Origin of the sequence: Leifsonia sp. Root227 (assembly GCF_001428745.1) — a bacterium.
GTDB lineage: Bacteria > Actinomycetota > Actinomycetes > Actinomycetales > Microbacteriaceae > Leifsonia.
Window position 1 is genome coordinate 197,708 of record NZ_LMIO01000002.1, and the last position, 17,529, is coordinate 215,236.

Below are 17,529 nucleotides of genomic sequence, written 5' to 3' on the forward strand. Positions count from 1 at the left end.
AGCGTAGTCGCGGGTGTATGCCGCGCGCGGAATGCGCGAGAGGCCAGTGGGATCAGCCGCCGTCGAACGGCCGGAGCGGCGCGCAGCCGAATCCGCCGGCGTAGACCAGGCAGGCCGGAACGAAGCCGCTGAACCGCACGGCGAGCGGCGAGCCGAACCACGCGTTGTACAGCCGCGAGAAGTTGAGGTTGCCGAACGTGGAGCACGCTCCTGCCGGGCCGGTCGGTTTGGCGAGCGTCTCGGCGTTCGGCTGGTACGGCGTGTAGTTGTAGAGGTTGGCCGTCGCCTGGTTGGCGATGGTCACTCTGCTCGTGCCGCAGGCGGCGTTCGGGTGGTACTGGATGGTGTTGTCGCCGACCTGGTACCGCCAGTCGCCCGGATGCACGGTGTACTCCCGGAACTGCCAGGCAGCCCGGTACACCTGGTTGAAGAACCCGAAGAACTTCTTGTCGCACTCCGCGGTGTCGGGGCAGGCGTATCCCGTCGCCTTCTGATACCCGGATGCGCTGGGCGCGGTGAGCAGCGACTGCTCCTTCTGCAGCAGCACCAGCAGCACCCGCGGGCTGATCGTGCACGCCGTTGCCACGCGGGCGATGATGCTGCTCGCCCGCTCGTCCCGCTGACCGCGGATCGCCGTGCAGCGGTCCTTCGACGCTGCGACGTTCGGGGTGTCGATGCGGTAGCGCGACAGACAGGGCACCCCGTCCGTCGGCTTGCAGGTGCGCGCGTCGAGGAACTCCTGGATGTCGGCCTGCGTCATCGCGTTCGGGTTGAAGAAGCTGTCGTCGCTGATGATGTCGCCCGGGTCGAACGACGGCTTCTGTTCCGCGAACACGCCGACGGCGGGCACCAGGGTGAAGACGGCGGCCAGGGCGGCCACCCCCGCGATGGCGCGCCAGCGTCGGCGAAGGAATCCCACGGTCAGGCTCAGCCGAAGGTGGCCAGTGCTTCTTCGATCACGGTCGCAGCGTCGTCGATGAGCTCCTCGCTGATCACGACCGAGGGGAGCAGGCGCAGGACGCTGTCCCAGCTTCCTGCGTCGAGGGGGATGACGCCGTTGGCGGTCGCGTGCGCGAGAACGGCCTTGAGCGCATCCGGGTTGGGGGTCTTGGTGCCGGGCACGACGAGCTCGATGCCGAACATCGCGCCCTTGCCTCGCACCTCGCCGACGACGGCGAAGCGGTCGGCCCAGTCGCCGATGCGTGCCCAGAGCGCCCTCTCGACCCGCTGCGCCTCGGCCAGCAGGTCCTCCTTCTCGAAGACGTCGAACACGGCGAGAGCGGCGGCGGTGGAGACCGGGTTGCCGCCGAACGTGCCTCCGATGCCGCCAGGCTGGACCGCATCCATGATCTCGGCGCGCCCGGTGACCGCCGCGAGCGGGAAGCCGCCGGCGATGCCCTTGGCGCTGGTGATGAGGTCGGGGACGACGCCGTGGTGCTCGATCGAGTACCAGGTGCCCGTGCGGCCGATTCCGGCCTGGATCTCGTCGGCGACGAAGACGATGCCGTTCTCCGTGCAGAACTCCGAGAGCCGCTTGAAGTATCCGGGGGCCGGGATGATGATGCCGCCGTCGCCCTGGATCGGCTCGACGAACAGGGCGGCCAGTTCGGTGGCGCCGATGTGGGTGGTGATGTAGTCGATGGTGCGCTCAGCGGCCTCTTCGCCTGTCATCCCCTCCGGGTCGCGGAACGGGTAGCTGATCGGGACGCTGTAGATCTCGCCGGGGAACGGGCCCATGCCTGCGCGCTCCGGCCAGGGGCGGTACGTCATGGCCATGGTGAGATTGGTGCGGCCGTGGAAGGCGTGGTCGAGAGCCGCGATGGCGCGACGGCCGGTGAACTTGCGGGCGATCTTGACGGCGTTCTCGACCGCCTCCGCTCCGGAGTTGACCAGGATGCTGTGCTTCTCGAAGTCTCCTGGCGTGATCTCCGCCAGCCTCTCGGCGACCCGCACGTAGTTCTCGTACGGGGTCACCGTGAACAGCGTGTGCGTGAGCTTCGAGGCCTGCTCGAACGCCGCTGCAGCGACCTCGGGATGCGCGTGGCCGATGGTCGTGACGCCGATGCCGCAGCCGAGGTCGATCAGCCTGTTGCCGTCCACGTCGACCAGGATCGCGCCGGAGCCGGACTCCATGTAGATGTTCGCGAGGGTCCCAGCGCCGCGGCTGACCGACGCCACCCTGCGCTCCTGCAGCTCGATCGAGCGGGGGCCGGGGAGGGCGGTGACGAGGTTGCGGGTCTGCGGAACGGAGAATTCGCGAGTCATGTGCTCCATCGTATGCGGCGCTCGCTGTCAGGTTCGGCAAAGGCGGATGAGGCAGACTGGGTACCCCTGCCCGCATTCCGGAAAGAATCACCGTGCGCAAATCCCTTTCGATCGTCACCGCCGCCCTCGTCGTGGCCGGTCTCGCCGCCTGCAGTTCCGGCGCGCCGAGCGAGTCAGCGACACCGGCGGCGAACGCCTGTCAGAACATCCAGGCGGGTGACACCTCGAAGTCGATCAAGGTGGAAGGGAAGTTCGGCGCGACGCCGAAGGTCACCATCCCGACTCCGCTGAAGACCACGGACATCGAGCGCAGCGTCGTCATCAAGGGCGACGGCGCCGAGGTCAAGGGCGGCGACTCGATCGGCATCGCCCTCGCCGCGTACAACGGAACGACGGGCAAAGAGCTGACCCCCGCGGCCGGCTTCGACGGCCAGCCGTCGCAGTCGATCAAGGTCGACGACAAGGCGTTCGTGCCAGGGCTCGTCCGTGCCGTGGAGTGCCTGCCGCTCAAGTCGCGCGTGGTGCTCACCGCCACCACCAAGCAGGCCTTCGGAGACGTCGACGTCTCCTCGCTCAAGCTCAAGGCGACCGACCCCGTCGTCTTCATCGCCGACCTCCTCGACAAGGAGCCGACAAGGGCGAACGGAAAGTCCGTCACCCCGCCCGCCGGCTTCCCGACCGTGAAGCTCGGCAAGGACGGCGCACCGACGGTGACCATCCCGAAGACCGATCCGCCCACCGAGACCAAGATCGGCGTGCTCAAGCAGGGCGACGGCGCCGTGGTGAAGGCGACGGACACGGTCACCATCCAGTACTCCGGACTGCTCTGGCGCAACAGCCAGGTCTTCGACTCGACCTGGACCAAGGGCCAGCCGTACACGAGCGTCGCTTCGCAGTTCGTGCCCGGCTTCACCAAGGCGCTCGTCGGACAGAAGGTCGGCTCGCAGGTGATCGTCATCATCCCGCCGGCCGACGGTTACGGCGCGCAGGGCAATGGCGACATCAAGGGCACCGACACGATGGTGTTCGTGGTGGACATCCTGAAGGCCGTGAGCTAGAGCGGTTGTGACAGCTCTGCGCCCGCGGTTCCGTAGGCTGGACCCGTGCGCAGAGTCATCATCCTCGGTTCCACCGGTTCGATCGGCACCCAAGCCCTTGACGTCATCGCGGCGAACCCCGACCGCTTCACCGTTGTCGGGCTCACCGCAGGCAGCAACGCGGACGAGCTGGCCGCCCAGGCGGAGCGGTTCCGGGTCGCCGAGACGGCGCTCGGCGCCGACGACTCCGAGCGCCTGGTGCGCGGTGTCGAGGCGGACGTCGTGCTCAACGGCATCACTGGATCGGTGGGCCTCGGCCCGACGCTCGCCGCACTCGAGACGGGGGCGAGCCTCGCGCTCGCCAACAAGGAGTCGCTGATCGTCGGAGGCGCCCTCGTGAAGGCGGCGGCCGCGCCGGGGCAGATCGTGCCGGTCGATTCCGAGCACTCCGCGCTCGCGCAGGCGCTGCGCTCCGGTACGGCCGGCGAGGTCCAGCGGCTGGTGCTGACCGCATCCGGCGGCCCGTTCCGCGGCCGCAGCCGCGCCTCCCTCGCCGATGTGACGCCCGGGGAAGCGCTCGCGCACCCCACCTGGGACATGGGACTCGTCGTCACCACGAACTCGTCGACGCTCGTCAACAAGGGACTCGAGATCATCGAGGCGCACCTGCTGTTCGACGTGCCGTACGACCGGATCGAGGTCACCGTTCATCCCCAGTCAGTCATCCACTCGATGGTCGAGTTCGTGGACGGGTCGACCATCGCGCAGGCGTCCCCACCCGACATGCGGCTTCCGATCTCGCTCGGCCTGGACTGGCCGAACAGGGTGCCGGGCGTCGGCGTCCCTCTGGACTGGTCGGCGGCGCACAGCTGGACGTTCGAGCCGCTCGACAGCGATGCCTTCCCCGCGGTGGCACTCGCGAAGCGCGTCGGAGAGGAGGGCGGGACGTACCCCGCCGTGTTCAACGCCGCCAACGAGCAGGCGGTCGCGGCGTTCCACGCCGGAGCCATCGGCTACCTCGACATCGTCGACACCGTCGAACGGGTCGTTGACGCGCACCGGCCGGACGGCGAGCTCACCCGCGAGAGCCTCGCAGAAGCGGAGCGCTGGGCGCGGGATGCGGCCGACCGGCTGATCGCCGCCGCCTGATCGCCGCCGCCGCATAGCGTTCCCCCTGCTGGTTCCAAGCTGCGCGCCATTACTCTGTAGCCGTGGAATCCGTACTGCTCTTCGTGCTCGGCGTCGTCATCATCCTGGTGGGCGTCGCGCTGTCGATCGCGCTGCACGAGATCGGTCACCTGGTTCCCGCCAAGCTGTTCGGCGTCAAGGTCACGCAGTACATGATCGGCTTCGGCAAGACGCTGTTCTCGTTCCGCCGCGGTGAGACGGAGTACGGCGTCAAAGCCATCCCGCTCGGCGGCTACATCTCGATGATCGGGATGTTCCCCCCTGGCAAGGAGGGCGGTGCGGGCCGCAACGCCACCACCGGGTTCATGCAGGCGATGGCCCAGGATGCGCGCACCGCCAGCGCCGAGACCGTGCTGGTCGGCGAGGAGGACCGCACGTTCTACAAGCTGCCGGTGTGGAAGCGCATCATCATCATGTTCGGCGGCCCGTTCATGAACCTGCTCATCGGCGTCGTGCTCTTCGGCGTGCTGCTGATGGGCTTCGGGACGCCGCAGCAGTCGACAACGGTGGCCACGGTGAGCCAGTGCGTCCTCGCATCGAACAGCACCCGCCAGACCTGTGAGGCGAGCGACCCCGCCGCTCCCGCCGCCGCTGCGGGGATCAAGCCGGGCGACACCATCGTCAGCATCGACGGCACGCCGATCACCAGCTGGGCCCAGTCCACGAAGATCATCCGCGACTCCGCCGACCGCACGCTCTCCGTCGTGATCAAGCGCGACGGCGAGGAGAAGACGCTCGCGGTCACTCCCAGGACCAACGCGGTCGCCAAGACCGACGCATCCGGAGCCGTCGTGAAGAACGCGGACGGCACAGTCGCCACCGTCACGGCAGGGTTCGTCGGCATCGGATCGCTGCAGGAGCTCGTGCCGCAGCCGATCACCTCCGTGCTGCCCGCCGTCGGTGCGCAGACCGGGGCGGTCGTCGGCGTGATCATCCACCTTCCGCAGCGCATGGTCGACGTCTGGAACGCCGCGTTCGGCTCCGGCGAACGCGACCCGAACGGCCCGGTCAGTCTCGTCGGCATCGGGCGGGCGGCCGGAGAACTCACCGCTCTCGACGGCGTGCCGGTGATCGACAAGGTCTACACGATGATCGGGATCCTCGCCTCCCTGAACATCGCGCTGTTCGTCTTCAACCTCATCCCGCTGCTTCCGCTCGACGGCGGCCACATCGCCGGAGCGGCCTGGGAGGGCATCCGGCGCGCCTTCGCCAAGCTGTTCAAGCGTCGCGACCCCGGCCCCGTCGACATGGCCAAACTGATGCCGCTGACCTTCGCGGTCGTCATCGTCCTCGGCGGCATGAGCGTGCTGCTGATGTACGCGGACATCGTCAAGCCGATCAACCTGTTCGGCTAGGCAGCGCACACTCCGCGCCCAGCCGGTTCCCAAACAGCCGCGTAGGATTGGGGACGTGGCAGCAATCAATCTGGGGATGCCGAAGGTTCCCGAAACACTCGCACCCCGACGCAAGTCCCGTCAGATCAAGGTCGGCAAGGTCCTCGTCGGAGGAGACGCCCCCATCAGCGTCCAGTCCATGACGACGACGCCGACCACGAACATCAACGCGACCCTGCAGCAGATCGCCGAGCTCACCGCATCCGGCTGCGACATCGTGCGCGTCGCCGTGCCGAGCCGCGACGACGCGGAAGCGCTGCCGATCATCGCGAAGAAGAGCCAGATCCCGGTGATCGCGGACATCCACTTCCAGCCCAACTACGTGTACGCGGCCATCGACGCCGGGTGCGCGGCCGTGCGCGTGAACCCGGGCAACATCCGCAAGTTCGACGACCAGGTGGGCAAGATCGCCGCCGCTGCCAAGGCGGCGGGCGTCTCGCTCCGCATCGGCGTGAACGCCGGCTCCCTGGAGCCCAGCCTGCTGCAGAAGTACGGCAAGGCCACCCCGGAAGCGCTCGTGGAGAGCGCCGTCTGGGAGGCGAGCCTGTTCGAGGAGCACGACTTCCACGACTTCAAGATCTCGGTCAAGCACAACGACCCCATCGTCATGGTCAAGGCGTACCGGCTCCTCGCCGAGCGCGGCGACTGGCCGCTGCACCTCGGCGTGACGGAGGCGGGGCCGGAGTTCCAGGGCACGATCAAGTCGGCCACGGCGTTCGGCATCCTGCTCTCCGAGGGCATCGGAGACACCATCCGCGTCTCGCTGTCGGCACCGCCTGCGCAGGAGGTCAAGGTCGGCCTGCAGATCCTGCAGTCGCTCAATCTGCGCGAGCGCAAGCTCGAGATCGTCTCCTGCCCGAGCTGCGGACGCGCCCAGGTGGATGTGTACAAGCTCGCCAACGACGTCACCTCGGGGCTCGAGGGCATGAGCGTTCCGCTGCGCGTCGCCGTCATGGGCTGCGTCGTCAACGGGCCGGGCGAGGCACGCGAGGCCGACCTGGGGGTCGCCTCCGGAAACGGCAAGGGCCAGATCTTCGTCAAGGGCCAGGTCATCAAGACCGTGCCGGAGGCCGAGATCGTGCAGACCCTTATCGACGAGGCCAACCGGATCGCCGCCGAGATGCCGGACGCCACCTCGGGCGAACCGACCGTGACGGTCGGCGCGCACTAGGCCACGCAAATCCTCATCTCCACAGGCCCGTCATAGGCGACGCATAGCCGCGCGATCTACCGTGCGGTCATGGGCGTCTCCCTGGTGGTCAGACTGTCGGCCTTCTCGGCCGGGCTGGCGCTCGCGTTCGTGTCCGTCGCATCCGGTGCAGAGGCGGCGCCCGCGATCGTCTCCCGCGTCACGGACGCGACGGCGGACGGCCCCGTGGTGGTCGCGATCGGCGACTCGATCATGGAGGGACACGGCCTCGACCCGTCCGACGCCTGGCCGGCGCTGCTGGCGGGGGAGGACGGCTGGCGGCTCAGCAACCTCGCCAGCGACGGCTCGGGCTTCGTGACGGTCGGCGACAACGGCGACACCTTCGCCGACCAGGTGCACGCTGCCGTGGCCCTGCATCCGGCGGTCGTCATCGTTTCCGGCAGCAGCAACGACCTGGGCGAATCGGATGCGGCGATCGCGCGGGCGACGGACGGTGCGCTGACCGCGCTGAGGGCCGCCCTTCCGCACGCCGAGATCCTCGCCGTGAGCCCGGTCTGGAACGACACTGCCGAGCCTGACCAGTTGCGCACGATCGACGCCGATGTGGTCACGGCCGCCCGGACGATCGGCGCGATCGACCTCGACATCGGCCAGCCGCTCGATGGACAGCGCGACCTCCTCCAGGCCGACGACGTGCATCCGACAGCGGAGGGCCAGGCCGTGATCGCCGCCGCCGTCGAGCGGGCACTCGGGCGGCCGGCGGCCTGACCGCGGCCGCGGGACCGGAGGCGCGGGACCGGCGCCGTCAGACGGCGACCAGCTCCACCTTGCCGTTCGGGATGCTCACCGACAGCAGGCGAACGCGCACCACCGTTCCCGGCAGCACGGTGTCCGGCCTCGGCATCGAGGCGACGACGGCCGGGTCGGCGAGTTGCACCGTCATGTCGCCGTTCCTGATCGCGAGCACGGTGGCGTCGAACTCGTCGCCGATCCTGCCGCTGAGCAGGGCGGCCTCCACCCTGTCCACGCTCGCCGCGCCGAGCTGGGACGCCACTCGCGACGTCGCCCCCATGATCGCAGGCAGCTCTCCGAGCGACGCCGTCGCCCACTCCGGTGGTGTCCGCCCTGCGCACAGCGCCTCGCAGATCACCAGCACCCAGCGGTCGACGAGTCTGCGCAGCGGGGCCGTCGTGTGCGCATACGGTGCGGCGACGGCCGACTGCAGCGGGTCGGCAGGCGCAGTGCCGTCCATCACGACGTAGCCCGCGCCACGGAAGAGCCCTGTGGCCGCCTGCATCACCGCGAGGGCGCGGGGGTCGTGGTGGTCCAGCGTGCGCAGATACTCGCCGTAGGAGACGTCCTGGGGCCAGGGGAGGCCCAGTGCGGTGGTCTGGGCGCGGAACGCGGCGACGGCGTCGTCGGTCGGCGGCGGCATCGTGCGCAGAATGCCGACGCGCGCGTCCAGCATCAGCCGGGCGGCCGCCATCCCGGTCAGCAGCGAGATCTGCGCGTTCCACTCCTCGACGGGCAGCGACGCCCGCCGTTCGAGCGTGTACGCGCCGTCACGGAAGACGATCTCCTCGTCCGGCGCGTTCAGGCTGGCGCCACCTCGCTCCCGCTCGCACTGGATGCGCAGCAGCCCCACCTCGCGCAGCAGCAGGAGCGTCTCCGGTCCTGAGCCGTCGTCGATGGCGGCCTGCGCCTCCTGATACGACCACTGGCGGCGCGACCGGATGCCGGCTCGCGCGACGGAGACGGCCAGCTCCTGCCCGTCCTCGCCGAGCGTCAGTTCCCAGACGAACGCCCCGCGATCCACCCCGGGGAGCAGGGAGCCGGCGTGCTCTCCGATCGCGGCAGGGTGCAACGGGATGCGTCCGTCCGCCGCGTAGACCGTCTGGCCTCTGGTGCGCGCCTCCGTGTCGACGGCGCCGCCGGGACGCACGAGCGCAGGGACGTCGGCGATGGCGTAGCGCACGAGGAAGCCGGCGCCAGCCCGCTCGATGTGGACGGCCTGGTCGAGGTCGGTCGATCCGACGGGGTCGACCGTGAGGAACTCGACCGCGGTCAGATCGCGGTCGGGCAGCGAGATCGTGCTCGCCGCCGCTTCCGCCTCCCTGTCGACGGGCGCAGGGAAGCCGTCCGGCAGACTCAGCGCCGTGCGGAGCTCAGCCAGCGCCGTCGCGAGCTCGCTCTGAGCGGCGGACGCGGTGACGTGCGTTCTGCGGTCAGGCATACGGCCACCCTATTCCGGGGTGGATGCGCGTCCAGTGGCCGGCATCCACGTGCTGAAACATCGGCCACTGTCGCCGACGTCTAACATGGAACGGTGCCTACACGCCTGACGAACTATTTCCTCCGCACCCTCCGTGAAGACCCCTCCGACGCCGAGGTCACCAGCCACAGGCTGCTGGTTCGCGCCGGATACATCCGGCGGCAGGCGCCAGGCATCTTCGCGTGGCTGCCGCTCGGCCTGCGCGTGAAGGCCAAGATCGAGGCGATCATCCGCGAGGAGATGTCCGCGGCGGGGGCGCACGAGGTGCACTTCCCCGCCCTGCTGCCGCGCGAACCGTACGAGGTCACCGGCCGGTGGGAGGAGTACGGCGACGGCCTGTTCCGCCTGCAGGACCGCAAGGGCGCCGACTACCTGCTCGCGCCGACGCACGAAGAGGCGTTCACGCTGCTCGTGAAGGACCTCTATTCGAGCTACAAGGATCTGCCCCTGGCGATCTACCAGATCCAGGACAAGTACCGCGACGAGGCACGCCCCCGCGCCGGTCTCCTGCGCGGCCGCGAGTTCACGATGAAGGACGCGTACACGTTCGACTACACGGATGCGGGGCTCGACGCCAGCTACCAGTCGCAGCGCGACGCGTACGAGCGCATCTTCACCAGGCTCGGGCTCTCGTACGTGATCGTGCAGGCGGACGCCGGCGCGATGGGAGGCTCCCGCAGCGAGGAGTTCCTGCACCCGACCGCGGTCGGCGAGGACACCTTCGTGCGCTCGGAGGGCGGATACGCGGCCAACGTCGAGGCGTTCACCACGCTCGCGCCCCCGGCGCGCTCGTACGAGAAGCTGACGCCCCAGGAAGTGCTCGACACTCCGAACACGCCGACCATCCAGACTCTGGTCGACGTGGCGAACGAGAAGCACCCCCGGCCCGACGGCCGCGCCTGGACCGCAGCGGACACGCTCAAGAACGTCGTGCTCGCGGTGACGCACCTGGACGGCACGCGGGAGCTGGTCGTCGTCGGCCTGCCCGGTGACCGCGAGGTCGAGCTGAAGCGTGCGGAGGTGGCCTTCGCGCCCGGCGAGGTCGAGCCGGCGACGGAAGCGGACTTCCAGAAGCACCCCGGCCTCGTGAAGGGCTACATCGGCCCGTGGGGTGTTGACGGCGCCGTGCTCGGCGAGGAGTCGGCCACGGGCATCCGGTATCTGGTCGACCCTCGTGTGGTGGACGGTTCCGGCTGGATCACCGGCGCGAACATCGACGGCAAGCACGTCTTCGGCCTGGTGGCCGGCCGCGACTTCGCCTGGGACGGCACGGTGGAGGTGGCCGAGGTCAAGGAGGGCGACCCCGCACCGGACGGCTCAGGTCCCGTCGAGCTCGCCCGCGGGATGGAGATCGGTCACGTCTTCCAGCTCGGGCGCAAGTACGCCGACGCGTTCGGCCTCAAGGTGCTCGACGAGAACGGCAAGCTCGTCACGGTCACGATGGGTTCGTACGGCATCGGCGTCACGCGCATCCTGGCGATCATCGCGGAGGAGAACAACGACGACAAGGGCCTGATCTGGCCGGAGTCGGTCGCGCCGTTCGACGTGCACGTCGTCGCAGCCGGCCGCGATCAGCTCGCGTTCGACGTGGCAGAGCAGGTGACGGCTTCGCTGGAGGCCGCCGGCCGCGAGGTGCTGCTCGACGACCGCCCGAAGGTCTCGCCCGGCGTCAAGTTCGGCGACGCGGAGCTCATCGGCGTTCCGCACGTGCTCGTGGTCGGCCGCGGCGCGGCGGACGGCGAGGTCGAGCTCTGGGACCGCCGCACCGGCTCCCGCGAGACGCTCCCCATCGCCGACGCGCTCGCCGCCCTGGGGGCGTAGCGCGCGACTCGTGCGAAAGGTGCGGTCTCGCGTGCCGCGACCGCACCTTTCGCACGAGTCCACAGGGCGGGTTGTCCACAGAAGCCGAGGCCGCGCGGGCTCGGCTGTCCATTTCGGCAACGGTGGATGCATGACTCAGTCACGCGCACTCCCACACCAACTCGTCAACGCACCGTTCGCCACCGCTGTGGCCATCGCGCTCGATGTGGCGCCGCGACGCCTCCGAGCGCTGGATGTGCAGCATCCGTTCCGCGGGGTCAACAGCACGAGCGCGGTCGAGACGATGCTGGAGCGGGCGACGGCATACCGGTCACGGATGCTGCCGGGCCAGGTCTTCAGCCACGAGACCGCCGCCGCCGTGTACGGGATGCCGTTCTCTGGCGCCGAGCGGGGGACCGAGCTGCACGTGAGCGTTGCCTTTCCGCGCACCCCGCCGCGCACCAGAGGCGTTCGCGGACACAGCATCAGCATGGTCGACCAGCGGAGCGTCCGCGGGCTGCCCGTCTGCTCCCCTGTACAGGTGTGGCGGCAGCTCGCCGCTTCGTTGTCCGGACCGGAGCTGACCGCTGTCGGCGACCATATCGTCGGCGCTCGGGCGCGCCATGCGCTGGCGACGATCGACGAACTGCGCGCGACCGCTGCCGTGCCGAGTCGCATTCCCGGCGCTGCTGCGCTGCGCTGGGCGGCCGAGCGCATCCGGTTCGGAGCGGACTCGCGGCCGGAGACCCTGCTGCGGCTGGCGTTGGTCGAGGCGGGGCTGGGGGAGCCCGCCGTGAACCCGCCCGTCTTCGTCGGAGCGCGGCTCGTGCATCCCGATCTCGTCTACTTCGACGAGCGGTTGATCCTGGAGTACGAGGGCGACGGTCACCGCACGGACGCCGCGCAATGGCACGCCGACATCGGGCGGCACGATGCGATGGTCGACTCGGGGTGGCGCGTCGTCCGCGTCACGCGATGCGACCTGTTCGCGGATCGCCCGGCGTTCCTGCTGCGCGTGGCCGAGCTGCTGTCCGCTCGTGCGGTCGGCGCGGTGCTCGTGCGGTCGGCGCGGTGCCGCGGCGGACGTCTCGTGCACAAGGTGCGGTGCGTGCGCTCCCGACCGCACCTTTTGCACGACGCGTGCCGGGCTAGAGGCGGACGGCGACCGCGCGCACGCACCAGAACACGCCGTAGGCGATCAGGCCGACGGCGATCAGGATGAGCAGGAAGACGCCGAACGGGAGCTGGGTCAGCGACTTCAGCGCGCCGTCGAGGCCGCTCGCCTTGCCGGGGTCGAACGTCACGGCGCCGGCGACCACGAGGCCGCCGACGATGCCGAGGGCGACCCCCTTGGAGATGTAGCCGACGCGGCCGAGGGTCGTGGTGACGCCGGCCAGTGCGTTCGGGGGAAGGCGGAGGCCGCGCTCGAAGCGGTGGGTGGCCCCGTTGACGATGAAGCCGATGCCGACCCCGACGATCGCGAGGCCGATGGCGGCGAGCAGGAACACGCCGCCCGGCAGCGAGAGCAGGCGCGAGCTGGCGGACGTCTCGGACGAGGACGCGTCGGAGCGGCCACCGGCCGCGATGCCGATCGCGGTCACGGCGAGCACGGCGTACACGACGCCCTTGGCGATCTCCACGACGCGGGTGGTCGCCTTGGGTGCAACGATCGTCTGCAGGATCTGCCAGAGTGCGAGCGCGATCAGACCGACGATCACCGCCCAGACGACGAACAGGCCGCCAGGCACAGCGACGAGCGCCTGCAGGGCGCCGGACTGGTCGGCGTCGCCGCCCCCTCCAGCGCCGAAAGCGACCGCCAGGGCGATGGCGCCGATCAGGATGTGCAGGATGCCGATGGCCGCGTTTCCGACCCTGGCGAGGATGCGGACAGCCGGGATGCGCTCGACGCGCCTGGCCGCAGACGTGGGGGAGGTCATGATCCGAACGGTACCCCCGTTCCGGCCGGTCGGATCATCGGGTACCGTAGTTAGTCGAGTCCGTCGCGCTGAACGCGACGGCGAGATCTGAATAGAGGAGGCCGGCATGGACATCGACCTCAGCGTCTTGCGTCTCATGGAACGCGAGCGAGAGATTCCCTTCGACGAGCTGGTGCAGATCATCGAGCAGGCGATTCTGACCGCCTACCTGAAGCACACAGACCAGGCCGACCACCGCCACGGGCACACGGAAGAGCCGCCGGCCGCCAGGGTGCACCTGGACAGGAAGACCGGTCACGTCACCGTCTACGTCCCGGAGAAGGACGAAGAGGGCAACGTCATCGGCGAGGCGGAGGACAGCCCGAGCGACTTCGGCCGCATCGCAGCGTTCGCCGCGAAGCAGGTCATCAACCAGCGGCTCCGCGACATCGCCGACGACGCGGTGCTCGGCGAGTTCCGTGGTCGGGAGGGCGACATCGTCGCCGGCGTCATCCAGCAGGGTCCGAACCCGAGGATGATCCACGTCGACCTCGGCAGCGTCGAGGCGATCCTGCCGCCGGAGGAGCAGGTGCCAGGCGAGGAGTACACGCACGGGTCGCGCATCCGGGTGTACGTGACCAGTGTGTCGAAGGGGCTGAAGGGTCCGCAGATCACGGTCTCGCGCACCCACCCGGCGCTCGTGCGCAAGCTGTTCGCGCTCGAGGTCCCCGAGATCGCCAGCGGTGTGGTCGAGATCGTCTCGCTCGCCCGTGAGGCCGGTCACCGCACCAAGATCGCGGTGCGCGCGACCGAGCCCGGCGTGAACGCCAAGGGCGCGTGCATCGGCGAGCTCGGCCAGCGGGTCAGGGCCGTGACCGCAGAGCTGAACAATGAGAAGATCGACATCGTCGACTACTCGCCGGATCTGGCAACGTTCGTGTCCAGTGCTCTGTCGCCCGCCAAGGTGACCAGCGCCTTCGTCATCGACGAATCGCTGAAGGCCGTCCGCGCGCTCGTGCCCGACTACCAGCTCTCGCTCGCCATCGGCAAGGAGGGCCAGAACGCCCGTCTCGCCGCGAAGCTGACGGGCGCGAAGATCGACATCCAGCCGGACTCGATCCTGGACAAAGAATGAGGTCGGGATGGATGACGATCTTCGCGCCGTGCCGACGCGACGGAGTCGTGGCGACACGGTTGCCGCAGGCACACGAGCACATCATCCAGCCCGACTCGATCCTCGACAAGGAGTAGCCGCGCAGGACCTGGGTGGTGCGCGGGTGTAAGATGGAAGCTGTTAGAACGTGCGTCGGATGCCGTTCTCGCGCTCCCCGGTCCTCACTTCTGAGGGTCGTCGCCCAGAACTCGAAACTCGTGGTGGACCATTCCGCCACGCTTCCTGGGCGAGGTGCGTGGCTGCATCCGGTCGTCGGGTGTCTCGACAAAGCCTTGCAGAGGCACGCCTTCGGGCGGGCCTTGAAGGTCGACGGGATGCTCGATACGACGGCCATCCAGGCCGCACTTGAAGAGAACAGGCTGAACGGCACAGTGAACTCAAATGAGTGACAACTAATGAGCGGCTCGAAATGAGACCCGTCCGTAACTAACGGTCTGCCCTGCTAGGGGTAGACCCCCTAGACAGGAGAATTGTGGCTGCCAAACCACGCGTACACGAGGTCGCTACCGAACTCGGAGTAGACAGCAAGATCGCTCTTGCGAAACTGAAGGAAATGGGCGAGTTCGTCAAGGGACCGTCCTCCAGCATCGAACCGCCTGTGGCGCGCAAGCTTCGCGCCGCCCTCGAGGCGGACGGCTTCACGGCCGACAAGGCTGCCGCGGCAGCATCCACCGAGCAGAAGGCTGCTGCGCCCAAGTCGGGTGCCGCGAGCTCTGCTCCCACGCCGGGTGCGACGCGCCCGTCCTCCGCACCCAACCCGGGTGGCACCGCTCCCAAGCCGGCAGCTCCGCTGTCCGTCGCAGAGCGTCAGGCCCTCGCGGAGCAGAAGGCAGCAGCCGAGAAGGCGGAGGCCGACAAGGCAGCTGCAGACGCCAAGGCGAAGGCCGCACAGGATGCTCCGGCAGCCGCGGCCACGACGGAAGCGCCTTCGGACGCCGTCAAGCCGAACACGCCGCGCCCCGCAGGTGGAAACGCCGCGGGGAGCAGCAGCATCCCGCGTCCTGGCGCTCCGCGTCCAGGCAACAACCCCTTCGCATCCAACCAGGGCATGGGTCAGCGCCCGAGCGCTCCCCGTCCTGGCAACAACCCGTTCGCGAGCTCGCAGGGCATGGGTCAGCGACCGACGCCGGGCAACATCCCGCGTCCGACGCCTCCGCGTCCAGGATCGCCGCGTCCCGGCGCTCCTGGTGCAGGCGGAAACCGTCCCGGTCAGCGTCCAGGCGGCGCAGGCGGAAGCCGTCCGGGCTTCCAGCAGCGTCCGGGTGGCGGTGGAGCAGGAGCCGGCGCAGGCGCCGGCGGCGGCTTCCAGCGCCCCGGCGGCGGCTTCGGCGGCCCGCGTCCAGCGGGTGGCGGAGGTGGCCGAGGCCGTGGACCTGGCGGAGGAACCGCCGGTGCGTTCGGTCGTGGTGGCGGCAAGAGCAAGGCTCGCAAGTCGAAGCGCGCCAAGAGGCAGGAATTCGAGCTGAGGGAAGCTCCGTCGCTGGGCGGCGTGAGCGTTCCCCGTGGCGACGGCAACACCGTCGTCCGGCTGCGCCGCGGCGCATCCATCTCGGACTTCGCCGACAAGATCGACGCCAGCCCCGGAAACCTGGTCACCGTGCTGTTCCACCTCGGTGAGATGGCGACGGCGACCGAGTCCCTGGACGAGGCAACGTTCGGTGTGCTGGGCGAAGAACTCGGCTACAAGGTGCAGATCGTGTCCCCGGAGGACGAGGACAAGGAGCTGCTCGAAGGCTTCGACATCGACCTCGACCAGGAGCTCGAGGACGAGACGGACGAAGACCTCGAGATCCGCCCGCCGGTGGTCACCGTCATGGGCCACGTCGACCACGGTAAGACCCGTCTTCTCGACGCGATCCGCAATGCCAACGTCGTCGCAGGCGAGGCAGGTGGCATCACCCAGCACATCGGTGCGTACCAGGTGTGGACGGAGCACGAGGGCATCGAGCGTGCCATCACCTTCATCGACACGCCAGGTCACGAGGCGTTCACCGCCATGCGTGCCCGTGGTGCGCAGGTCACCGACATCGCGATCCTCGTGGTCGCGGCGGACGACGGCATCATGCCGCAGACCATCGAGGCCTTGAACCACGCCCAGGCGGCCGGTGTGCCGATCGTGGTCGCGGTCAACAAGATCGACAAGCCGGACGCCAACCCGGCCAAGGTGCGCCAGCAGCTCACCGAGTTCGGGCTGGTCGCGGAGGAGTACGGCGGAGACGTCATGTTCGTCGACGTGTCCGCCAGGAACGACATCGGCATCCAGGACCTCCTGGACGCGGTGCTGCTCACTGCGGACGCCGGTCTCGACCTGCGCTCCAACCCCAACAAGGATGCGCGCGGTATCGCGATCGAGGCCAAGCTCGACAAGGGCCGCGGTGCTGTCGCGACCGTGCTCATCCAGTCGGGAACGCTGCGCGTCGGCGACTCGATCGTCGCCGGAACGGCTTACGGCCGCGTCCGTGCGATGGTCGACGAGAACGGCGACGCCGTCCACGAGGCCTTCCCGTCGCGTCCCGTGCAGGTGCAGGGTCTCTCCAGCGTTCCGCGTGCAGGTGACACCTTCCTCGTCACAGAGGAAGACCGCACCGCGCGTCAGATCGCCGAGAAGCGCGAAGCAGCAGAGCGCAACGCCATGCTGGCGAAGTCGCGCAAGCGCATCTCGCTCGAGGACTTCACCCGTGCTCTGGAAGAGGGCAAGGTCGAGGCGCTCAATCTCATCATCAAGGGCGACGTGTCCGGTGCCGTGGAGGCCCTGGAAGAGTCCCTGATGAAGATCGAGGTCGACGACTCGGTCCAGCTCCGCATCCTGCACCGCGGCGTCGGCGCGATCACCGAGTCGGACATCGACCTGGCGACCATCGACAACGCGATCGTGATCGGCTTCAACGTCCGCCCGGACGTCAAGGCCCGCGAGCGTGCCGCCCGCGAGGGTGTGGATGTGCGCTTCTACTCGGTCATCTACAACGCGATCGACGACATCGAGAACTCCCTCAAGGGCATGCTCAAGCCGGAGTTCGAAGAGGTCCAGTCCGGTGTCGCCGAGATCCGCGAGGTGTTCCGCTCCTCCAAGTTCGGCAACATCGCCGGTGTCATCGTCCGCTCCGGAACGATCACGCGCAACGCCAAGGCGCGCGTCATCCGCGACGGCGTGGTGGTGGGAGACAACCTCACCATCGAGTCGCTGCGTCGCTTCAAGGACGACGTCACCGAGGTGCGTACGGACTTCGAGGCCGGTATCGGACTCGGCAAGTTCAACGACATCCAGATCGGCGACGAGATCGAGACGACCGAAATGCGGGAGAAGCCCCGCGTCTAGGCATGGACAGGAGGTCC

Annotated in this window: 14 protein-coding genes; 10 read left to right on the forward strand and 4 right to left on the reverse strand. The window is 69.0% G+C overall.

Going from position 1 to position 17,529, the window contains the following annotated elements; all coding sequences use genetic code 11:
- Positions 1-52: 52 nt before the first annotated feature.
- Together ASE16_RS05850 and ASE16_RS05855 are read right to left on the reverse strand one after the other, a co-directional pair.
- Complete coding sequence (locus tag ASE16_RS05850) at positions 53-919, reverse strand: hypothetical protein (protein WP_055892162.1); 867 nt, start codon at positions 917-919, stop codon at positions 53-55.
- Positions 920-927: 8 nt separating this feature from the next.
- Positions 928-2,274, reverse strand: a complete 1,347-nt coding sequence (locus ASE16_RS05855; protein ID WP_082581270.1) for an aminotransferase class III-fold pyridoxal phosphate-dependent enzyme — start codon at positions 2,272-2,274, stop codon at positions 928-930.
- 83 nt (positions 2,275-2,357) lie between these two features.
- On the opposite strand from ASE16_RS05855, the gene ASE16_RS05860 reads away from it, so the two are divergent.
- The 5 genes from ASE16_RS05860 to ASE16_RS05880 all read left to right on the forward strand — a co-directional run bounded on the left by ASE16_RS05860 (position 2,358) and on the right by ASE16_RS05880 (position 7,802).
- Positions 2,358-3,323, forward strand: coding sequence for an FKBP-type peptidyl-prolyl cis-trans isomerase (locus tag ASE16_RS05860; RefSeq protein ID WP_235500387.1), 966 nt, complete (start codon positions 2,358-2,360; stop codon positions 3,321-3,323).
- 45 nt (positions 3,324-3,368) lie between these two features.
- A complete protein-coding gene (locus ASE16_RS05865; RefSeq protein ID WP_055892171.1) occupies positions 3,369-4,451 on the forward strand; it encodes a 1-deoxy-D-xylulose-5-phosphate reductoisomerase in 1,083 nt (360 codons plus the stop codon).
- 62 nt (positions 4,452-4,513) lie between these two features.
- The gene (locus tag ASE16_RS05870; RefSeq protein WP_055892173.1) at positions 4,514-5,845 is read left to right on the forward strand and encodes a M50 family metallopeptidase; all 1,332 of its coding nucleotides are present in this window, start codon (positions 4,514-4,516) and stop codon (positions 5,843-5,845) included.
- Positions 5,846-5,900: 55 nt separating this feature from the next.
- Complete coding sequence (gene ispG / locus ASE16_RS05875; RefSeq protein WP_200949579.1) at positions 5,901-7,055, forward strand: flavodoxin-dependent (E)-4-hydroxy-3-methylbut-2-enyl-diphosphate synthase; 1,155 nt, start codon at positions 5,901-5,903, stop codon at positions 7,053-7,055.
- Between the two features lie 69 nt (positions 7,056-7,124).
- Complete coding sequence (locus ASE16_RS05880; protein ID WP_055892179.1) at positions 7,125-7,802, forward strand: SGNH/GDSL hydrolase family protein; 678 nt, start codon at positions 7,125-7,127, stop codon at positions 7,800-7,802.
- Between the two features lie 37 nt (positions 7,803-7,839).
- Here the strand turns inward: ASE16_RS05880 and ASE16_RS05885 are convergent, their stop codons facing one another.
- On the reverse strand, positions 7,840-9,267 hold the full coding sequence (locus tag ASE16_RS05885; protein WP_055892182.1) for an RNB domain-containing ribonuclease: 1,428 nt from the start codon (positions 9,265-9,267) through the stop codon (positions 7,840-7,842).
- Between the two features lie 93 nt (positions 9,268-9,360).
- Between ASE16_RS05885 and ASE16_RS05890 the strand changes: the two genes are divergently transcribed.
- Complete coding sequence (locus tag ASE16_RS05890; protein WP_055892189.1) at positions 9,361-11,127, forward strand: proline--tRNA ligase; 1,767 nt, start codon at positions 9,361-9,363, stop codon at positions 11,125-11,127.
- Between the two features lie 130 nt (positions 11,128-11,257).
- Positions 11,258-12,328, forward strand: a complete 1,071-nt coding sequence (locus ASE16_RS05895) for an endonuclease domain-containing protein (RefSeq protein WP_055892192.1) — start codon at positions 11,258-11,260, stop codon at positions 12,326-12,328.
- Here ASE16_RS05895 and ASE16_RS05900 read toward each other — a convergent pair.
- On the reverse strand, positions 12,255-13,043 hold the full coding sequence (locus ASE16_RS05900) for a DUF1206 domain-containing protein (RefSeq protein WP_055892195.1): 789 nt from the start codon (positions 13,041-13,043) through the stop codon (positions 12,255-12,257). The two genes, ASE16_RS05895 and ASE16_RS05900, sit on opposite strands and share 74 nt — an antisense overlap.
- 106 nt (positions 13,044-13,149) lie before the next feature.
- Between ASE16_RS05900 and nusA the strand changes: the two genes are divergently transcribed.
- The 3 genes from nusA (at position 13,150) to infB (ending at position 17,512) form a co-directional block, all read left to right on the forward strand.
- Entirely contained in the window at positions 13,150-14,157 is a 1,008-nt protein-coding gene (nusA, locus tag ASE16_RS05905) for a transcription termination factor NusA (RefSeq protein WP_055892198.1), read from the forward strand.
- Between the two features lie 149 nt (positions 14,158-14,306).
- Positions 14,307-14,585 (forward strand): YlxR family protein, encoded by a 279-nt coding sequence (locus tag ASE16_RS05910; protein WP_055894320.1) that lies wholly within the window; start codon positions 14,307-14,309, stop codon positions 14,583-14,585.
- Positions 14,586-14,668: 83 nt separating this feature from the next.
- On the forward strand, positions 14,669-17,512 hold the full coding sequence (infB, locus tag ASE16_RS05915) for a translation initiation factor IF-2 (protein WP_055892201.1): 2,844 nt from the start codon (positions 14,669-14,671) through the stop codon (positions 17,510-17,512).
- Positions 17,513-17,529: the final 17 nt, after the last annotated feature.